Origin of the sequence: Elizabethkingia bruuniana (genome assembly GCF_002024805.1) — a bacterium.
Taxonomy (GTDB): Bacteria; Bacteroidota; Bacteroidia; order Flavobacteriales; family Weeksellaceae; genus Elizabethkingia; species Elizabethkingia bruuniana.
The window spans coordinates 428,380-445,715 of the sequence record NZ_CP014337.1; the positions used below are offsets into that span (position 1 = coordinate 428,380).

Annotated in this window: 16 protein-coding genes and 1 riboswitch; of the genes, 14 read left to right on the plus strand and 2 right to left on the minus strand. The window is 37.0% G+C overall.

Annotated features, from left to right (window positions below; genetic code table 11):
• Window positions 1-2: 2 nt before the first annotated feature.
• The 5 genes from AYC65_RS02010 to AYC65_RS02030 all read left to right on the plus strand — a co-directional run bounded on the left by AYC65_RS02010 (window position 3) and on the right by AYC65_RS02030 (window position 5,671).
• The gene (locus AYC65_RS02010; RefSeq protein WP_034871470.1) at window positions 3-1,202 is read left to right on the plus strand and encodes an ABC transporter permease; all 1,200 of its coding nucleotides are present in this window, start codon (window positions 3-5) and stop codon (window positions 1,200-1,202) included.
• A gap of 111 nt (window positions 1,203-1,313) precedes the next feature.
• Complete coding sequence (locus tag AYC65_RS02015) at window positions 1,314-2,048, plus strand: shikimate dehydrogenase family protein (RefSeq protein WP_034871469.1); 735 nt, start codon at window positions 1,314-1,316, stop codon at window positions 2,046-2,048.
• Between the two features lie 66 nt (window positions 2,049-2,114).
• Window positions 2,115-3,980: a DUF349 domain-containing protein gene (locus AYC65_RS02020; RefSeq protein ID WP_034871468.1), complete on the plus strand. Its 1,866-nt coding sequence runs from the start codon at window positions 2,115-2,117 to the stop codon at window positions 3,978-3,980.
• 30 nt (window positions 3,981-4,010) lie between these two features.
• Complete coding sequence (gene ribD / locus AYC65_RS02025) at window positions 4,011-5,072, plus strand: bifunctional diaminohydroxyphosphoribosylaminopyrimidine deaminase/5-amino-6-(5-phosphoribosylamino)uracil reductase RibD (protein WP_052114794.1); 1,062 nt, start codon at window positions 4,011-4,013, stop codon at window positions 5,070-5,072.
• Window positions 5,073-5,074: 2 nt separating this feature from the next.
• The gene (locus tag AYC65_RS02030) at window positions 5,075-5,671 is read left to right on the plus strand and encodes an IMPACT family protein (RefSeq protein WP_034871467.1); all 597 of its coding nucleotides are present in this window, start codon (window positions 5,075-5,077) and stop codon (window positions 5,669-5,671) included.
• A gap of 76 nt (window positions 5,672-5,747) precedes the next feature.
• On the opposite strand, the gene pnuC is transcribed toward AYC65_RS02030, so the two are convergent.
• Window positions 5,748-6,341, minus strand: coding sequence for a nicotinamide riboside transporter PnuC (gene pnuC, locus AYC65_RS02035; RefSeq protein ID WP_034871466.1), 594 nt, complete (start codon window positions 6,339-6,341; stop codon window positions 5,748-5,750).
• Window positions 6,342-6,712: 371 nt separating this feature from the next.
• Between pnuC and ffh the strand changes: the two genes are divergently transcribed.
• Both ffh and AYC65_RS02045 read left to right on the plus strand, forming a co-directional pair.
• Window positions 6,713-8,077, plus strand: coding sequence for a signal recognition particle protein (gene ffh, locus AYC65_RS02040; RefSeq protein WP_034871465.1), 1,365 nt, complete (start codon window positions 6,713-6,715; stop codon window positions 8,075-8,077).
• Window positions 8,078-8,124: 47 nt separating this feature from the next.
• Entirely contained in the window at window positions 8,125-8,400 is a 276-nt protein-coding gene (locus AYC65_RS02045; protein ID WP_034871464.1) for a TM2 domain-containing protein, read from the plus strand.
• A 48-nt stretch (window positions 8,401-8,448) separates the two neighbouring features.
• On the opposite strand, the gene mgrA is transcribed toward AYC65_RS02045, so the two are convergent.
• Entirely contained in the window at window positions 8,449-9,411 is a 963-nt protein-coding gene (mgrA, locus tag AYC65_RS02050; RefSeq protein ID WP_034871463.1) for an L-glyceraldehyde 3-phosphate reductase, read from the minus strand.
• 144 nt (window positions 9,412-9,555) lie between these two features.
• Window positions 9,556-9,651: riboswitch (SAM-I-IV-variant riboswitch) on the plus strand.
• A gap of 52 nt (window positions 9,652-9,703) precedes the next feature.
• On the opposite strand from mgrA, the gene AYC65_RS02055 reads away from it, so the two are divergent.
• The 7 genes from AYC65_RS02055 (at window position 9,704) to AYC65_RS02085 (ending at window position 17,228) form a co-directional block, all read left to right on the plus strand.
• The gene (locus tag AYC65_RS02055) at window positions 9,704-11,038 is read left to right on the plus strand and encodes a Na+/H+ antiporter NhaC family protein (protein ID WP_034871462.1); all 1,335 of its coding nucleotides are present in this window, start codon (window positions 9,704-9,706) and stop codon (window positions 11,036-11,038) included.
• Window positions 11,039-11,292: 254 nt separating this feature from the next.
• Window positions 11,293-11,865: a pentapeptide repeat-containing protein gene (locus AYC65_RS02060; protein WP_034871461.1), complete on the plus strand. Its 573-nt coding sequence runs from the start codon at window positions 11,293-11,295 to the stop codon at window positions 11,863-11,865.
• 37 nt (window positions 11,866-11,902) lie between these two features.
• Window positions 11,903-12,361, plus strand: coding sequence for a GNAT family N-acetyltransferase (locus AYC65_RS02065; RefSeq protein WP_052114793.1), 459 nt, complete (start codon window positions 11,903-11,905; stop codon window positions 12,359-12,361).
• An 80-nt stretch (window positions 12,362-12,441) separates the two neighbouring features.
• Window positions 12,442-13,629, plus strand: coding sequence for an MFS transporter (locus AYC65_RS02070; protein ID WP_185097691.1), 1,188 nt, complete (start codon window positions 12,442-12,444; stop codon window positions 13,627-13,629).
• A gap of 27 nt (window positions 13,630-13,656) precedes the next feature.
• Window positions 13,657-14,046 carry an HYC_CC_PP family protein gene (locus AYC65_RS02075; protein ID WP_034871459.1) on the plus strand — a complete coding sequence of 130 codons (390 nt, stop codon included), beginning with the start codon at window positions 13,657-13,659 and terminating at the stop codon, window positions 14,044-14,046.
• Window positions 14,047-14,152: 106 nt separating this feature from the next.
• A complete protein-coding gene (locus AYC65_RS02080; RefSeq protein ID WP_009089855.1) occupies window positions 14,153-14,623 on the plus strand; it encodes a DUF3347 domain-containing protein in 471 nt (156 codons plus the stop codon).
• A 4-nt stretch (window positions 14,624-14,627) separates the two neighbouring features.
• Entirely contained in the window at window positions 14,628-17,228 is a 2,601-nt protein-coding gene (locus tag AYC65_RS02085) for a multicopper oxidase domain-containing protein (protein WP_034871458.1), read from the plus strand.
• The last annotated feature ends 108 nt before the right edge of the window (window positions 17,229-17,336 follow it).

Genomic DNA, 17,336 nt, shown 5'->3' on the forward strand with positions numbered 1-17,336 from the left:
AGTTGAAATCTACTCCGTTTTATATAGCACAACGTTACCTGATTTCTAAGAAAGGAAGTCAGGCTGTAAGTTTTATTACAAGCTTGTCTGCATTTGCTATGATGGTAGCAGTGGCAGCAATGTTTATTATTGTTTCTGTTTTTTCAGGGCTTATTGAGCTTAATAAGAAAATGATTTCGGATATTCATGCCGATCTTACATTGTCTCCGGAAAAAGGGAAAGTAATTCCGAATATTACTAAAGTTACCGGGATTTTATCGAAAGAGCAGGAGATCGCACACTTTTCTAAAGTAATAGAAGAAAAAGCTTACATTAACTACAAAGGAAACGGAGAAATTGTTTACCTGAGGGGAGTAGACTCCGCTTATACAAAGGTAAATCCTATAGATTCGACGGTATTTTATGGGAAATACCCATCTTTTAAATATTCCAACGAAGTTATAATGGAAACTCAGTTGAACAACAGACTGGAGATTCCTGTAGCATCGGAGGATGATTATGCCCAGATTCTGATGCCTCGCCCGGGTGTAGGACTTATTAGTAAAGAAGCAGATATCTTCAACAAAAAGAATTTTTTTACAACAGGTGTATTTACCAATAGCCAAATGGCAAGTTATATTGTCGCTCCTTTGGAACTGTCTGCTGAATTGCTTGGAATGCCTAAAAATACGGCTTATTCAGTTGTTATAAAGCTTAAAGATCCTGCAAAGGCCAATGAGGTAAGAAATCGCCTGATGGAAAAGCTGGGAGCTGGCTTGGAAATGAAAACCAAAGCAGAAGAAAATGCTGCTTTCTGGAAGATGATCAACACCGAAAAACTAATGATCTATCTGATTTTTGGGTTGGTGATTTTTATTACAACTTTCAACCTTGCAGGGGCCATTATCATTATTCAGCTGGATAAAAAAGAGCAGGCAAAATCCCTTATTTCAATGGGGATGTCTATGGCAAAGCTTAGAAGAGTTTACTTTAATACCGGAATACTCATCGTAGTATTCGGGGTATCAGTAGGATTAGTTGTAGGGTCTCTTATCTGTTATTTGCAGCAACATTTTGGTTTCTTTAAGGCAACAGCGGCACTGCCTTTCCCTGTAAAGATTGAATGGCAGAATTACCTTATTGTAGCTGCTACAGCGCTTTTATTCGGAATAATTATTTCATGGATATTCTCCAGAGGGAGCAAGCGCCAGCTAAGAAGCTAAAACATCCTTTTATTATCCCTAAGTTTTAAGAATTTTAAAACTGATTATAATCAACTGTTAACTTTAAAAATAGTGTTTCGTTATTCCCTGTGTTTTCCCTAACTTTGATGTATGGAAAAACCTGTGAAACTAGGATTAATCGGTAAAAATATTTCTTATTCATTCTCCAAGCAACATTTTGAACAGAAATTCAAAAAGCTTATGCTTCCTACTCATACTTACGATTTATTCGATCTGCAGCAGATTGATGAGGTTGCTAAGTTGTTAGAAGACGCAGATGTGAGAGGTTTTAATGTTACCATTCCTTATAAAGAACAGGTTATATCTTTTCTGGACGAATTAAGCGATGAGGCTAGGCAGATAGGTGCTGTAAATACCGTAAAGGTTCTTGCTGATGGTAGAAGAAAAGGTTTCAATACAGATGCATTTGGTTTTGAGAAGACTTTGCTTGCCCATAAAAAGGATTATCATACTTCGGCACTTATTTTGGGAGACGGAGGAGCTGCAAAAGCTGTAAAATATGTGTTGGATAAGCATAATATTGCTCATAAAACGGTTTCCAGAAAATCGGAACTGAATTTTGATAATCTTACCTCCGAAATTGTAAAGGAGCATACATTAATCATTCAGACTACTCCGGTTGGTACTTTTCCAAATGTTGAAAATTGCCTTGTGTTCCCGTTCGAAGGACTTTCAGATAAACATCTTATTATTGATTTAATCTACAATCCCAATTATACCAAATTCATAAAAAATGCTGCTGAAACAGGAGCAAAAACAGTAAATGGCTATTATATGCTTGAACAACAGGCAGAAAAAGCATGGGAAATTTGGAATTTAGACTAAAAATACAATAAATTTATAGCAATTAAAGGTAATGGAAACATTACGTATTTTTAAAAAAGACTTGTTATGGCTTCAATAGACAACAATCAGAATGAAGAATTAAAGGCGAATCAATCAACTGAACATCCTGAACAGGCAGGTCCGGTTGCAGAGCATCATGAGCATACTGCAGACCACGACGAAGAAACTGATCATGATTTTCATGCTGAAGATTACACGCATTTGTCTATGGAAGACATAGCTAAGGAAGCCGAAAATATTGTAAACTCTGCAAATGCAGGTGCACAGACTAAAAAATTCGGGGAACTTCGCGATGCTTTCAATACCGCTTGGGAGGAAGAGTTAAAAGATAAAAAAGAAGCTTATATAGCGGATGGAGGTGATCCTGATAATTTTGAATATCAATCTCCGCTAAGATCTAAATTCAACGCGCTTTCCAATATTTTTAAAGAAAAACAGGACAGCTATCACAAAGAAGTAGAGAAGGAACATGCAGAAAACCTGTTACAGAGACGCTCTATTATTGAAAAGCTTAAAAATCTGTATACCAATACTGAAGCGGGAACCAATCTTTTTAAAGCGATAAGAGAAGTTAAAGATGAATGGCAAAAAGCCGGTCAGGTTGCAAAATCTGAATTTAAAACACTCAGCAATGACTATTTCCACCATCTGAATCAGTTTTATCAGATGCTGGACTTAAATAAAGAATACCGTGAGCAGGAATATGCTCATAATCTGGAGAAAAGACAGCATATTATTGCACGTGCTAAAGAGCTTAAAGATGAGCCTGTAGTACAAAAAGCGTTGAACGAGCTTCAGTATCTTCATAAATTATGGAAAGAAGAAGCAGAACCTGTAGCTGAGGAATTCAGAGACAGTACCTGGGACGAATTTAAAGAAATTTCCAATGTTATCCACCAGAGAAAAGCAGAGTTATTTGCACAGATCGAAGCCGATCAGAAAATTAATCTGGAGAAGAAGAATGAAATTATAGAAAAACTTAAAAAACTTTCCGCTCCTGAAAAAGAACCTGCACATTCTTACTGGCAGTCAGCTATTAAAAAAGTGGAGGAATTAAGAAATGAATTTATTTCATTGGGAAGTGTTCCGAAAAAGCTTTCTAATCAGAACTGGACAGATTTTAAAGAAACACTTCGTGCATTTAATGCTTCAAAAAACAATTTCTATAAAGGACTGAAAAAGAATCAGCAGGAGAATCTTGAAAGAAAGTTACAGTTGATTCAGACTGCGAAAGACAATCAGGATTCCGAAGATTGGGATACTGCAGTACCTTTATTTAAAAAGCTTCAGGAAGAATGGAAGGCTGTTGGCCATGTACCAAGAAGTCAGTCTAACAGAGTATGGGACGAGTTCCGTGATGCATGTAATCATTTCTTCGCCAAATTCCGTGAGAAAGGAGATGGAGCAACAGATGATTGGAGAGCTAATTATAAAAAGAAAAAAGCACTTCTGGATGAGCTTAAGGATATCGAGGAAGGAGAAAATAGTGCTGAAGTAATCAACAGAATCAAAAACGAATGGAATGCCATTGGTAAAGTTCCACGTGATAAAATCAGCATCAATACGGAATTTAATAAAGCGCTCAGAAGTAAGATGAGGCTGAACAGAATGAAAGATTATGAGCTTTCTGATGGTAACCTTTCCGAAACTCAGCTTACAGATAAAGCTCGTAAGATTAAGAATCAGATTTCAGATCTGGAATCTGAAGTATCCAAACTGGAAAATAACCTGGCCTTCTTTAGTAATCCGACAAGAGAAAATCCTCTGTTAAAAGCTACTTATGATAGCCTTGATGCTAAAAAAGAAGAACTGGAAGGACTTCGCTCCAAATTACATCAAATTATTACAGAGCATGATCACCCAAAAGCAGATACCTCTGAGGAAAAAGAGGAGAAGCCGACAGAAGAGTAAGATCATTAAAAATATAACTGTCCAACATTGATGTTTCTGTCAATGTTGGATTTTTTATTAGATATGGAAGAACATCACATTTACATGCAGCGTGCACTGCAGCTGGCAAAAAAAGCTTTAGGGAATACCTATCCCAATCCGTTGGTAGGTAGTGTTATTGTATCCAATGGTAAGATAATAGGAGAAGGGTGGCATCATAAAGCAGGAGAGCCTCATGCAGAAATCAACGCAATTAATTATGTAAAGGACAAAGAGCAGCTGAAAGACAGTACAATATATGTAACGTTAGAGCCTTGTGCACATCACGGGAAAACACCTCCTTGTGCTGTAAAGATTGTAGAATTGGGAATTCCCAGAGTTGTTATAGGATCTATGGATCCGCACGACAAAGTAAATGGAAAGGGAAAAGCAATTCTTGAAGCTGCTGGAACAGAAGTAATAACCGGGATTTTGGAAGCTGAGTGTGATGAGTTAAATAAGCGTTTTTTTACTTACCATCGTAAGCAGCGTCCCTATATTATTCTGAAATGGGCTGAATCTGCAGATGGATTTATGGATAAGGATTTTCAACCGTATGCCATTAGCAATGCACTTTCTCAGCAGAAAAATCACCAGCTTCGAGCAGATGAACAGGCCATTCTGGTAGGTACAAAAACAGTATTGAATGATAACCCCGGGCTTACAGTAAGAGAGGTAAGCGGGAACAATCCGGTGCGTATTATTTTAGACAGAGAACTGAAAGTACCTGTTGACTATAAAGTATTCAATGATGAAGCTGTAACCTTTATCATAAATGAAAAAAAAGAAAAAGCAGAAGGTAATGTCCATTGGTTGAAAGCTGATTTTGGAGAAAACTTCTTGCCCGATCTTATGCAAGTTTTATATAAACATCAGATACAATCTGTTATTATAGAAGGTGGTGCATATACCCTGAATCAATTTATAGAGCATGATATCTGGGATGAAGCCTGGGTATTCAAGGCAGAAAATCTGTTTCTGAATAATGGTACAAAAGCACCGGAACTTCAGTATGAAGCTCAAACTATTGAACAACTAAGAGATAATCAGTTAAAGATTTACAGAAATAAATAATATTGGAATCCAACTACAGTTATAATACGATCGCCAAACCAATTTTAGATATTACCCTGAAAGAAAAAGGGAGTAAATTCATTTCTTATGCTTACCCGGTACTGGATGAGGATGATGTGAAAAAACGACTGGAAGAAGTCAAAGCTCTGCATCCTAAAGCGACACATCACTGTTATGCATTCCGACTGGGACTGAAAGGTGAGAATTACCGTGCAAATGACGACGGAGAACCTTCCGGAAGTGCTGGGTTGCCAATCTATAATCAATTATTGGGACACGATGTAACCAATATACTATTAGTTGTGGTGCGTTACTATGGTGGTACCAAGCTTGGTGTTGGCGGACTGGTGAAAATCTACAAAGAATCAGCCAAAGAACTACTTAGCTTTGCAGAAATGATAACCAAAGAACTCGAAAAGGTATTAACCCTGGAATTTGACTTCAGCCACCAGAATCAGATATTTACTGTTCTGAATAAATACAATGCGAAAGTACTGGAATTTGACTCTGGTGCTTATGGTAAAATAAAAGCTTTGGTAAAACTAAAAGACGAAGACGAAATTCAAGAGGCTTTGTCCGGTATTTTGAGAAATAGATAACCTAAACCTTGTTTTTAGAATAGATACTCATTTTTAGCTATTATCTATACTGTTCAGTTTGAGTCTTTCTGCGAATTTATTGACTTATCTTACTCTCCCTAAATATCCTTCTCCAGTTAAAATATCCTGAAACAGCCACACTGAATAGAATAACGCTCAATATAGCATACAGGTAAAGCGATTTGTGGACCATCAAAGGAATTGAGATCAGGTTGCTGACGTTCAGTAATATCCAGTTTTCAATTTTACGTTTAGCCATCAGCCACATACCAGCCCATGCAAAAGCACTTACACTGGCATCCCATATTGGTACGTCCGAATTTGTAAAGTGGGTAAGAGCGAAATAAAAAATACCGAAACTAAAAACAACAATGCCTGCAGTTTTTAGCTTATCTGTATTATCTGTATAAGAAATAGGAGCTTCGTGCTTTGCTTTTCCATACTTCCAGTAAAGCCAGCCATAGATACTCATAACCAGATAATAAAGGTTGAGTGTGAACTCGGCATAGAGTTTAGCATTGAACATTACGATTAGTGTAAGGATAATACTGACCACTCCAAAGAGATAATTTATCGGATTATTTTGTCGGGATAATACGACCTGAAAAATTGAAAGAATAACACCCAGCCATTCTACCCATGTTGTTTGTTGAATAATTTCCTGCATCATTGTAATAAATCATTTTGATGAGGAGATGACAGATCCCTACGCCGGCATTATCCGGATCAGGTGCGGAAAAACTTCCTGGGTATCATCTCAGCCACTAAGGCACCCCATTGACAGGTGCAAAGATAAAGGTTTTTCGGCTAACAGTTGCTGGTTGACAGTTAATAGTTATCGGTTGTCAGTGCCTGATCTCTAATTAGAAGGTTTTAAGAACTTATTGTTACAATATTAGGTAGTGTTAAAGACTAAAAGACCAAATGTCTATTATCTTATTTCTTGCATCTTGTATCTTGTTACCTCTTGATATTAACTTCATACTTTATATCTCATATCTTTTCCTTATTTTTGCAACTTACCAAAGAATAGATTTAATTATGTTCAATAGTTTACAGGACAAACTAGATAAAGCTTTACAAAATATCCAGGGACGCGGTAAGATTACCGAGATTAACGTTGCCGAAACCGTTAAAGAAATTCGTCGTGCATTAGTAGATGCCGATGTTAACTTTAAGGTAGCAAAAGATCTTACAAAAAGAGTTCAGGATAAAGCTTTAGGACAAAATGTTTTAACATCCATTACACCGGGACAATTGATGACAAAAATTGTTCATGATGAATTAGTGGATTTAATGGGAGGAACCAATGAAGGACTTAATCTTTCCGAAAAACCAACAATTATACTAATTGCAGGTTTACAAGGTTCTGGTAAAACGACATTCTCCGGGAAATTAGCAAACTTTCTGAAGAAGAAAAAGAGCAAAAACCCTTTATTGGTAGCATGTGACGTTTATCGTCCTGCTGCGATCGATCAGCTAAAAGTATTAGGTGGTCAGACAGGAGTTCCTGTATATACTGAAGAAGGCAACCTTAATCCGGTTCAGATTTCTCAGAATGCAATAGAATTTGCAAAGCAAAACAAGCACGATGTTATCATTATAGATACCGCAGGGCGTTTGGCTATCGACGAAGAGATGATGAACGAAATTCGTAATGTTCACCAGTCTGTAAAACCTACAGAAACTCTTTTCGTAGTTGACTCTATGACGGGTCAGGATGCTGTGAATACAGCAAAAGCCTTCAACGATGTCCTTAATTATAACGGTGTAGTTCTTACCAAATTAGATGGTGATACCCGTGGTGGTGCAGCATTAACGATCCGTTCGGTAGTAGAAAAACCAATTAAGTTCATTTCTACTGGTGAGAAAATGGATGCTCTGGATATTTTCTATCCGGAAAGGATGGCAGACAGAATCCTGGGGATGGGGGATGTTGTTTCCTTAGTAGAAAGGGCTCAGGAGCAGTTTGATGAAGAGGAAGCTAAAAAGCTACACAAGAAGATTGCTAAGAACGAATTTGGTTTCGACGATTTTTTAAAGCAAATTCAGCAAATTAAAAAAATGGGTAACATGAAAGACCTTTTAGGAATGTTACCGGGAGTTGGAAAAGCTATAAAAGATGTGGATATCAATGATGATGCCTTCAAGCACATCGAAGCGATTATCCAGTCTATGACTCCGGAAGAAAGAAGAAGACCAAGCACTATTAATATGTCCAGAAAACAGCGTATTGCTAAAGGAGCAGGACGCAAACTTGAGGATGTGAACGCTTTAATGAAGCAGTTCGAACAAATGGGTAAAATGATGAAGATGATGCAGGGACCTCAAGGAAAACAGTTAATGGCTATGATGGGCAAAGGTATGCCGGGAATGGGTGGCGGAATGCCTGGATTTGGTAAATAAAACAGCAAATAATTAATTATTAAATAATAAACACAAGTATTAAAATTATGGAAGAGACAACACAACAAAACTACAATCAACAAGTACCTTATAAGTCTGAAAAGAAAGTTGCAGCAGGCGTTTTAGGTATTTTAATTGGAAGCTTGGGAATACATAAATTCTATTTAGGATATACTAAAGCAGGAATTATTCAACTTATAGCTACATTTGTTACATGTGGTATTGCAAGTGTGATTGGTCTTGTAGAAGGTATTATCTATTTGACTAAATCTGATGAGGAGTTCGACAGAACTTACGTTCAAGGTAAAAAAGAGTGGTTCTAATTTAACCTTACCACTTAAAAATAAAAATAGCCTGAGGAAAACCTCAGGCTATTTTGTTTTCAGTATTTCTTCAATTTGTTGTAATTCATTTTGGGAAAAATCCAGATTGTTAATGCTTTCCAGATTTTGCTGTAGTTGCTCAACCGAACTAGCTCCAACAAGTACAGATGTTACTCTGTTATCTTTCAATAGCCATGCAATAGCCATTTGTGCCAGTGTCTGTTCTCTTTCCTGTGCCAGATTATTCAGAGCTGTAATTTGTTGTAATCTTTCTTCGGTAATATCATTCTTCTGCAGAAAGCCATGACTTTTTGCTGCACGAGAGTTTTCCGGAATACCTTTTAAATAACGATCTGTTAATAATCCCTGAGCCAGAGGAGAAAAAGCAATACACCCAATACCATTATCTTCCAATACATCGAGTAGACCTTCCTCTGTCCACCGCACAAACATAGAGTATTTAGGCTGATGTATAAGACATGGTGTACCTAATTCTCTTAATATATTAGCTGCTTGCTGCGTTTGTTCAGCGCTATAATTAGAAATTCCGGCATATAAAGCTCTTCCGCTGCGAACTGCAAAATCCAATGCCTGCATAGTTTCTTCTATTGGCGTTTCAGGATCCGGACGGTGAGAATAGAATACATCTACGTAATCCAGATTCATACGTTTCAGGCTCTGATCCAGACTGGATATAAGATATTTTCTGGAGCCCCAGTCACCATAAGGACCATCCCACATAGTATAACCAGCTTTAGTAGAAATGAACAGCTGATCTCTGAGAAAGCCATTAAAATTTCTGCTAACGATTTTCCCGAAGTTTTCTTCGGCAGATCCGGGTACGGGACCATAATTGTTTGCCAGGTCAAAATGAGTGATTCCTTTATCAAAAGCCGTCTTGATAATAGCCTCAGCTGTAGAGAAGACATCTACAGATCCGAAGTTATGCCATAATCCCAATGATATTGCGGGCAGTAATACACCACTTCTGCCACATCTGTTATATTTCATCGTTATTTTTTATCAAAGTTATGTTTTTTAGTCTACATTCTACAAGGCTATGGACAATCATTTTGGTAAGTGAGGGCATCGTTTTTCTTATGACATTCTCAAATTATTTTTCACTTTTTAAATTAAAAATTTATATTTGCACTCTAAAATTATCAAGAACCCCAAAATTTGGGTAGCAACCTGCAACAATAAGCAAGGTGCTAAAATCGATAAGCCGTTTCCGGAAAAAATGTTGAAATCATCCCTATTTTCTGAAAGTGTGCTGATCAAAATAATTAAAAAATTAGATTGAATGACGACACAAAAGAGCACATCTTTACGATCACTAATCCCGTTTCTTATCTTTATTCTGGTGTTTCTGGGAGCCGGAATTTATTACAATGATTTTTATGCATTGCCATCGCCTATAGCTATTGTTGTAGGAATAATATCAGCCTTCATTATAATTAAAGGAACAATTAAAGAAAAAACATCCACCTTTCTGGAGGGCTGTGGAGATCGGAATATTCTTACCATGTGTATTATTTATATACTGGCAGGAGCTTTCGCTACTGTATCCAAATCAATAGGAAGTGTAGATGCTATTGTAAATATTGGAATCAATAACCTTTCACCACAATATTATCCGGCAGGTATTTTCTTTGTTGCTTCATTTTTGTCAATAGCTTCCGGAACATCAGTCGGGACAATTGTAGCATTGGGTCCAATTGCTGTCGGACTTTCCAATGCAGGTGGCTGTGATATCAATGTTGTAGGAGCAGCATTATTAGGAGGAGCCATGTTTGGGGACAATTTATCTATTATTTCGGATACTACTATTGCTGCCACTCAGATTTTAGGTTGTGATATGCGGGACAAATTCCGGAATAATATAGGCTTTGCTCTTCCAGCAGCTATTATAGCATTCTTTATTTATATTTACGTAGGAGCAGGAACTAACGAAGTTGCACATAATACTACTCCTGTAAGTTTGTCCTCTGCTGTACTTGTTATTCCTTACCTCGCTGTCATTGTACTGGCATTTTTCGGACTGGATGTATTTTTGGTACTGATTATAGGTATTGTACTGAGCGGTATTTTTGGTTTCATTTACCATGATTTTAGTTTTCTGGATTTTGGTAAGAAGATATATGAAGGTTTTACCAGTATGACTGAGATATTCCTACTTTCCTTACTTACAGGAGGACTGGCAGCTATGGTTGAAAAAGCCGGAGGAATAGATAATCTTTTAAGACTGATACGAAGCAAAATAAACGGGCCAAAATCTGCATTGTTAGGAATAGGAACCTTTGTAGGTGTTACAGATGCTGCAACAGCAAATAACACCATTTCTATTGTTATTACCGGTAAAGTGTCCAAAAAGATTACTGAAGAATATAAAATCAGACCAAGAGTAACAGCCTCTATTTTAGATACATTTTCATGTTTTGTACAGGGAATTATTCCTTATGGTGCACAGATACTTATTCTTACAGGTTATAGCAAGAATACAATCAGCTATCCGGAATTACTGAAGAACAGTTTCTATCTTTTCTTACTCCTCATAGCAGTGTTTATTTATATTTATGTCGGAAATATCAAGGAAGACAAAGCAGGCACGGATAATTTAAATATTGCAAAAAATTAACATTGATTCATACCAACGGAATATTTTTTTTCTTAACTTTAAGATGTTGAAAATAAGAAAGTGAAATTATTCATCGACATAATTGTATTTGAGAATATAAATTTTGAAAAAAATTAAGGTTTGCACGTCGGCAAACCTTTTTTATTTTGTTGAACCAAAAAAAATGAGATGTTTTGATCTGGAAGTGCAGCCTGTATAGGTTGCACTTTTCTTTGGTAATTTGCTAACTTGTGACTTCTTAAAATTTCTGGCCAATGTCTGTTTACGAATTAGATAAAACTTTCGAAAAGATCAACTTTAAAGAAACTCCTTTGCCAAAAGGTGATTATGAATTTTGCACCTTTAGTAACTGTGATTTTTCCGAAACAGATTTATTTTCGGTTTCGCTTGCAGAGTGTCAGTTTGTGAATTGTAATTTTAGCCTTACAAAATTTGGAAGGACTAGCTTCAAGGATGTAAAGTTTAATGACTGCAAACTTATGGGACTGCATTTCGAAAACTGTAATCCTTTTGGTTTATCTTTTCGTTTTGAGGATTGTCAGATTTTACATTCTTCCTTTTATCAGCAAAATATTGCCAAAACGCTGTTCAAAAACTGCAGAATTATAGAGACTGATTTTACTGAGACCAATCTTTCCTATGTTGTTTTTGATAATAGTGATCTGTCTGGGTCTGTATTTTCAGGAAGTATATTAGAGCGGACAGATTTCCGAACAGCAAAATACTTTTCTGTTGATTTGTCAAAAAATAAAGTTAAAAAGGCAAAGTTTTCAGCACACAACCTTGTCGGCTTATTGGATAACTACGATCTGGAAATTGATTCTTGAGAAAGCTTTGCTTATCTTTGTTACAAACAGATTATTTATGGAACATCAATTTTTCAGAAAACTGGATGAAGGACAAATAGAAGATATGGTAACGATGATGCGTGAGTTTTATGCAATCGATCAATACCCTTTCAACGAAGATCTTACCAGATCTAACTTCCACCAGTTTGTACAAAATCCGGATTTGGGAAGTGCTTTTGTTATGTACAACGAAGGAAATGAGGTGATTGGATATGTAATTCTGACTTATATATTCAGTTTTGAGTTCGGAGGAAGAATAGCTTTTCTGGATGAACTTTTCCTGAACGAGAAAGCAAGAGGTAAAGGCTATGGAAAACTGGCTGTAGATTTTGTAAAAGATTTTGCCAAAGATCAGGGTTTAAAAGTAGTCATGCTGGAAATTGAAAGGCATAACAAAAATGCATTGTTACTATACCTGAATAAAGGATTCAAAGAGCATTACCGTAATCTGATGATTTATTCACCACAAAATTAATGCTTGTATATTTTATACAATAGATTGTCTAAATCCCTGTTAAAGGGATTTTTTTATGACGTATGATTTAAATTTGCAGTATGGAAAATAGCATACAAAAAGGATTATCCCGATTACAGATTCTGATTATGGCCATTACTGCTGGTGTTAGTGTCGCCAGCTTGTATTATGTACAGCCTATTCTGGATGAGGTATCCAAATCTTTACATAAATCTGAAAATGAGGTTGGACTTCTTCCGGCTTTAGCTCAGGCAGGCTATGGTCTGGGGCTTTTTTTTATTACACCTTATGGAGATAAGATGAACCGGAAAAAATTAATCCTGTTAATGCTTTTTGTACTGGTTCTGGCACTATTTGGAATGGCTCTGATCCATAATCTTTATGGGATTTATGTGATGAGTCTGATTATAGGCGCAATGGGTGCAGCTGCTCAGGTTGTAATGCCTATGGCAGCAACATTGGCAACAGAAAATAAAGGTAAAATAGTGGGAATGGTCTTCACAGGACTACTATCCGGAATTCTTCTTGCGAGAGTGGTAAGTGGTTATAGTGCCAGATTATGGGGATGGCAGTCTATCTATATGATTTCAGCTTTTGTCATAATGATCATGATGGTTTTAGTGTATTTTACCCTGCCCAATGTAGGAACGCAATTTAGCGGAACCTACGGAGAGTTACTGAAAAGTACCATTGCACAGTACAAGCGTTTCCCGAAGCTAAGAAGATTATCCATAATAGGAGCATTGGTATTTGGTGTTTTTTGCTCATTCTGGACTACAATTACATTTCACCTTACCGGAGAACCATTTTTTCTGAAAAGTGATAAAATAGGTCTATTAGGCATTGTAGCATTGGGAGGTGCTTTGGTTGCTCCGGTTGTTGGAAGAATGGCAGACAAAGGAAGTCCTGCCCGCGGAATTCTGTATAGTATTCTGGTTGTAGTAACTTCAGTAATCCTGATGATGGTATTTCCGTCGAATATATGGATGATTGTATTTTCTGTATTTATAATGGATGTTGGTGTACAGGCCATGCAGATTACCAATATTGCGACAATATATACACTGGATGAATCAGCCAATAGTCGGATTAATACGGTTTATATGACGTGTTATTTTATAGGAGGTGCTTTAGGAACCGTTTTAGGTGTAAATTGCTGGCATTATGGTGGCTGGAATTTTGTGTTGATCCAGTTTATGGTTTTACTTGTGGCAGCAGTTTGTATAGCTATTGTTAACATTAACCCAGAAAAATATAAGTTGAGATAAAAAAATATATATAACTTTGTCAGGGTCATGAAGAAAACCATTCTCATATTATTAGCATTTTTCTACTCCGCGGTATCCTCCGGTGCAGTAGTGAAAATGCATTACTGTGTAGAGGAAGTTATGACGTGTGGTATGAATCATACGCCACCGGTTTCTTCACCCGACGAATGTAAAGTTGTAAAAACTCCGGATTGTTGTAAAACAAAACTGGAACTTGTAAAAACCGATGTAGCTAAAAATGCAGAATTGCTACAGTTACAACTGGCTTCATCATTTGCATTACTGCCTGAGGTTTCTTTTATTAGTCAGAATGTATTATTTTCTGAAGAAGAGAAAGGACAGGATTATCTAAGCAATGCCCCGCCAGAGCTGCGGCAACTTCCGATTTTTATACTGAACTGTAATTTTAGATTATAGAATTTGATTAAAAACAGCTGTTTCTTAATGGAGCAGTATCCAATAATGCTATGCAGACATAGCCATTTTTTAATTCAAATTTTATAAAAATCTAAATTCAACAGACATGAAAAAATTATTTTTAAGCCTTATATTTTCGGCTGCTTCTATTACCGCTTTTGCTCAAAAGTCAAACACTCAGATTGAAAAACTTTACCATAATTATATTGCTATAAAAAATGCCTTAACTCAGGATGATACAGCAAAAGCTTCTGCTGCTGCAAAAGTATTCTTACAATCGGCATCTGCAGTTGATTTTAAAGTTTTATCAGAAGATAATGTCAATAAACTGAGAAAAGATGCAGGTGCAATTATAGAAGCCAAAAATCTTTCAACACAAAGAAATTACTTCTTCAACCTATCCGATAATATGGCTGCAATAGCCAATCATTTCAAGGTTTCCTCAACTCCTGTTTATGTGCAGTATTGTCCTATGGCAAAAGGGCAGTGGCTGAGTGATGAAAAGGAAATTAAAAATCCTTATTATGGTAACTCTATGCTTACTTGTGGTTCAGTAAAGTCTGAAATTAAAAAGTAAACAAATGAGGAAATTATTGTTGATATTGTTTGTGTCAGGCTTTAGCTTTTCACAGGCACAGCATCAGCACGAAGGAAATTCCGGGCAAAAATCCAACTTACAACAAAGTGTTACAGTACAGAAATATACCTGTCCTATGCACCCCGAAGTGGTAAGTGATAAACCCGGAAAATGCCCTAAATGCGGAATGGAGCTGGTGCCTGTAAAAGAGGAAAAGAAGATACAGGAAGATATGGATCTGAAAAGGAATCCTAAGAATGGGCTTGTGAGTTTTGAAGGTAAGATTGTACGATATGATCTCTATGTAAGTGATTCCATGGTGAATTATACCGGAAAACATGGTCATGCTTTTGCTATTAATGGTCAGCTTCCTGCTCCTACACTCTATTTTACTGAAGGAGATACTGCAGAGATACATGTGCATAACAGACTGAAAAAAGAAAATACAGCACTTCACTGGCATGGCGTAATGCTGGAAAATAAAGAAGATGGTATTCCTTTTCTTACTCAGAAGCCTATAAAACCAGGTGAAACCTACGTTTACAAGTTTAAAATTTCACAAAACGGAACTTATTGGTATCATTCACATCAAGGATTACAGGAACAAATGGGAATGTATGGTATGCTGGTTTTCCTGAAAAGAGGCGAAACCGAAGCAGATCGAAAAGTTCAGGCAGATATTCCTGTCATGCTAAGCGAATGGACAGACGAACATCCGCATCAGGTAATGCGCAGGCTGCAGATGGGGGTAGCTGACTGGTATGCTATAAAAAAGAAATCAGTGCAGAGTTACTCAGAGGCTATTGTTTCCGGAAATTTCTTTACCAAGCTGAAAAATGAATGGAAGCGAATGGAGGCTATGGATATCAGCGATGTTTATTATGATAAATTTTTACTGAACGGACAGCCCTCGGCTTCTTATAAAAATCTGAAGGCGGGTGATAAGGTAAGACTAAGAATAGCGAACGGTGGGGCTTCTTCTTATTTCTGGCTGACATATGGAGGCGGAAAAATGACGGTGGTAGGAAATGATGGTAACGATGTGGAACCCGTAGAGGTTGATAAACTGATTATCGGAATTTCTGAAACTTACGATGTAGAGGTAACAATTCCGGAAAATAAAAGTTTTGAATTTCGGGCAACATCTGAAGACAGAACCGGACATTCATCATTATGGCTGGGTGAAGGAGAAAAAGTTGAAGCTCCGGAGCTAAAAAGACTGATGCTTTTTGAAGGTATGAAAAGCATGAACAACATGATGAAGATGAATGGGGATATGAAGCCGATGAACATGAAAATGGGATTACAAAAAATGGATGCTAATTCCGTTATGTATCCAGAAGTACCTGAAGAAGATAGAAAAGCTACAATGCAGCATCTGAAAGATATGATGAATCCTCCAAAAAAGGTTAAACCTAAAAAAGAAGATCATTCAGGTCATGATATGCCGCTGAAACTTTCAGATTCCAAAGCAGATGAACATGCCGGACATGATATGGGGACTAAAAATGAAGATGCTCCGTTACAGCTTTCAGATTCTAAAGCAGACGAACATGCTGGTCATAATATGGGCGATATGCCAAAAGAAAAGCCTGTTATCCTGAATTATGATATGCTGGCATCTACGGAAATGACATCATTACCTGCAGATGCTCCGGTAAAAGAGCTGAAATTTACACTGGAGGGGAACATGCGCAGGTATGTATGGTCGCTGGATAATAAAACAGTTGTAGAAACTGATAAAATTAAAATAAAACGCGGTGAGATTGTTCGTATTACTCTATATAACAACTCCATGATGCGCCATCCGATGCACCTTCACGGACATGATTTCAGGGTGATCAACAGCAAAGGAGCTTATTCTCCGTTGAAAAATGTACTGGATCTTATGCCTATGGAAACTGTAACGATAGAATTTCCAGCCAATCAGGACGGAGACTGGTTTTTCCACTGCCATATATTGTATCACATGATGGCCGGGATGGGAAGGATTTTCAATTATGAAGACTCAAAGCCTAATCCCAATCTGACTAATCCTAAGAAAGACTGGAAAGACTTTTTGAAAGATAATCATATGTGGGCTCATACAGCTACTGTAGCATTAGAGTCCAGAAGCACACATGCTGCACTTAGAGTAGGTGATGCACGTTATGAGCTGCAAGGAGAGCTGCATACAGGTTATACGAAAACAGATGGTATGGAAGCTGAAGTAAGATTTGGACGTTATTTAGGTAAGTTTCAGTGGTTATATCCGTATGTTGGATTCCAGACCAGAAGCAGAGACAGAGAATCAGGAGATGCGAGAAGAACCATGTTCGATCAATTGGCAAAACACAATAATCGGCATGTTTTCATGGCTGGTTTCCAATATATCCTGCCGTGGCTGGTAACAGCAGATGCCAGTGTGGATCAGAATGGTAAGGTTAGATTAGTACTACAACGTGAAGATATTCCAATAACGCCGAGAATAAGAGGTAACTTTATGGTAAATACTGACAGTGAATACCGATTGGGACTTAGTTATATTCTTCAGAAATGGCTGCAGGTATCTTCACATTATGATAGTGATATGGGATGGAGTGCAGGTTTAACTTTTGTTTACTAACTATAATTCATCAGGGTTTAAAATAACTGAGAATAAAATATAAATAACCGGTAACTGTTTGATATTTCAAAATAGTTATCGGTTTTTCTGTAATAATTATTTATCTTC

Excerpts from the sequence above, each read along its gene's own strand:
- mgrA (WP_034871463.1), bottom strand. The coding sequence starts at position 9,411 with ATGAAATATAACAGATGTGGCAGAAGTGGTGTATTACTGCCCGCAATA.
- ribD (WP_052114794.1), top strand. The coding sequence starts at position 4,011 with ATGTTTCTGTCAATGTTGGATTTTTTATTAGATATGGAAGAACATCAC.
- AYC65_RS02060 (WP_034871461.1), top strand. The coding sequence starts at position 11,293 with ATGTCTGTTTACGAATTAGATAAAACTTTCGAAAAGATCAACTTTAAA.
- AYC65_RS02045 (WP_034871464.1), top strand. The coding sequence starts at position 8,125 with ATGGAAGAGACAACACAACAAAACTACAATCAACAAGTACCTTATAAG.
- AYC65_RS02080 (WP_009089855.1), top strand. The coding sequence starts at position 14,153 with ATGAAAAAATTATTTTTAAGCCTTATATTTTCGGCTGCTTCTATTACC.
- ffh (WP_034871465.1), top strand. The coding sequence starts at position 6,713 with ATGTTCAATAGTTTACAGGACAAACTAGATAAAGCTTTACAAAATATC.
- AYC65_RS02015 (WP_034871469.1), top strand. The coding sequence starts at position 1,314 with ATGGAAAAACCTGTGAAACTAGGATTAATCGGTAAAAATATTTCTTAT.
- AYC65_RS02020 (WP_034871468.1), top strand. The coding sequence starts at position 2,115 with ATGGCTTCAATAGACAACAATCAGAATGAAGAATTAAAGGCGAATCAA.
- AYC65_RS02075 (WP_034871459.1), top strand. The coding sequence starts at position 13,657 with ATGAAGAAAACCATTCTCATATTATTAGCATTTTTCTACTCCGCGGTA.
- AYC65_RS02055 (WP_034871462.1), top strand. The coding sequence starts at position 9,704 with ATGACGACACAAAAGAGCACATCTTTACGATCACTAATCCCGTTTCTT.
- AYC65_RS02065 (WP_052114793.1), top strand. The coding sequence starts at position 11,903 with ATGGAACATCAATTTTTCAGAAAACTGGATGAAGGACAAATAGAAGAT.
- AYC65_RS02070 (WP_185097691.1), top strand. The coding sequence starts at position 12,442 with ATGGAAAATAGCATACAAAAAGGATTATCCCGATTACAGATTCTGATT.
- pnuC (WP_034871466.1), bottom strand. The coding sequence starts at position 6,341 with ATGATGCAGGAAATTATTCAACAAACAACATGGGTAGAATGGCTGGGT.
- AYC65_RS02085 (WP_034871458.1), top strand. The coding sequence starts at position 14,628 with ATGAGGAAATTATTGTTGATATTGTTTGTGTCAGGCTTTAGCTTTTCA.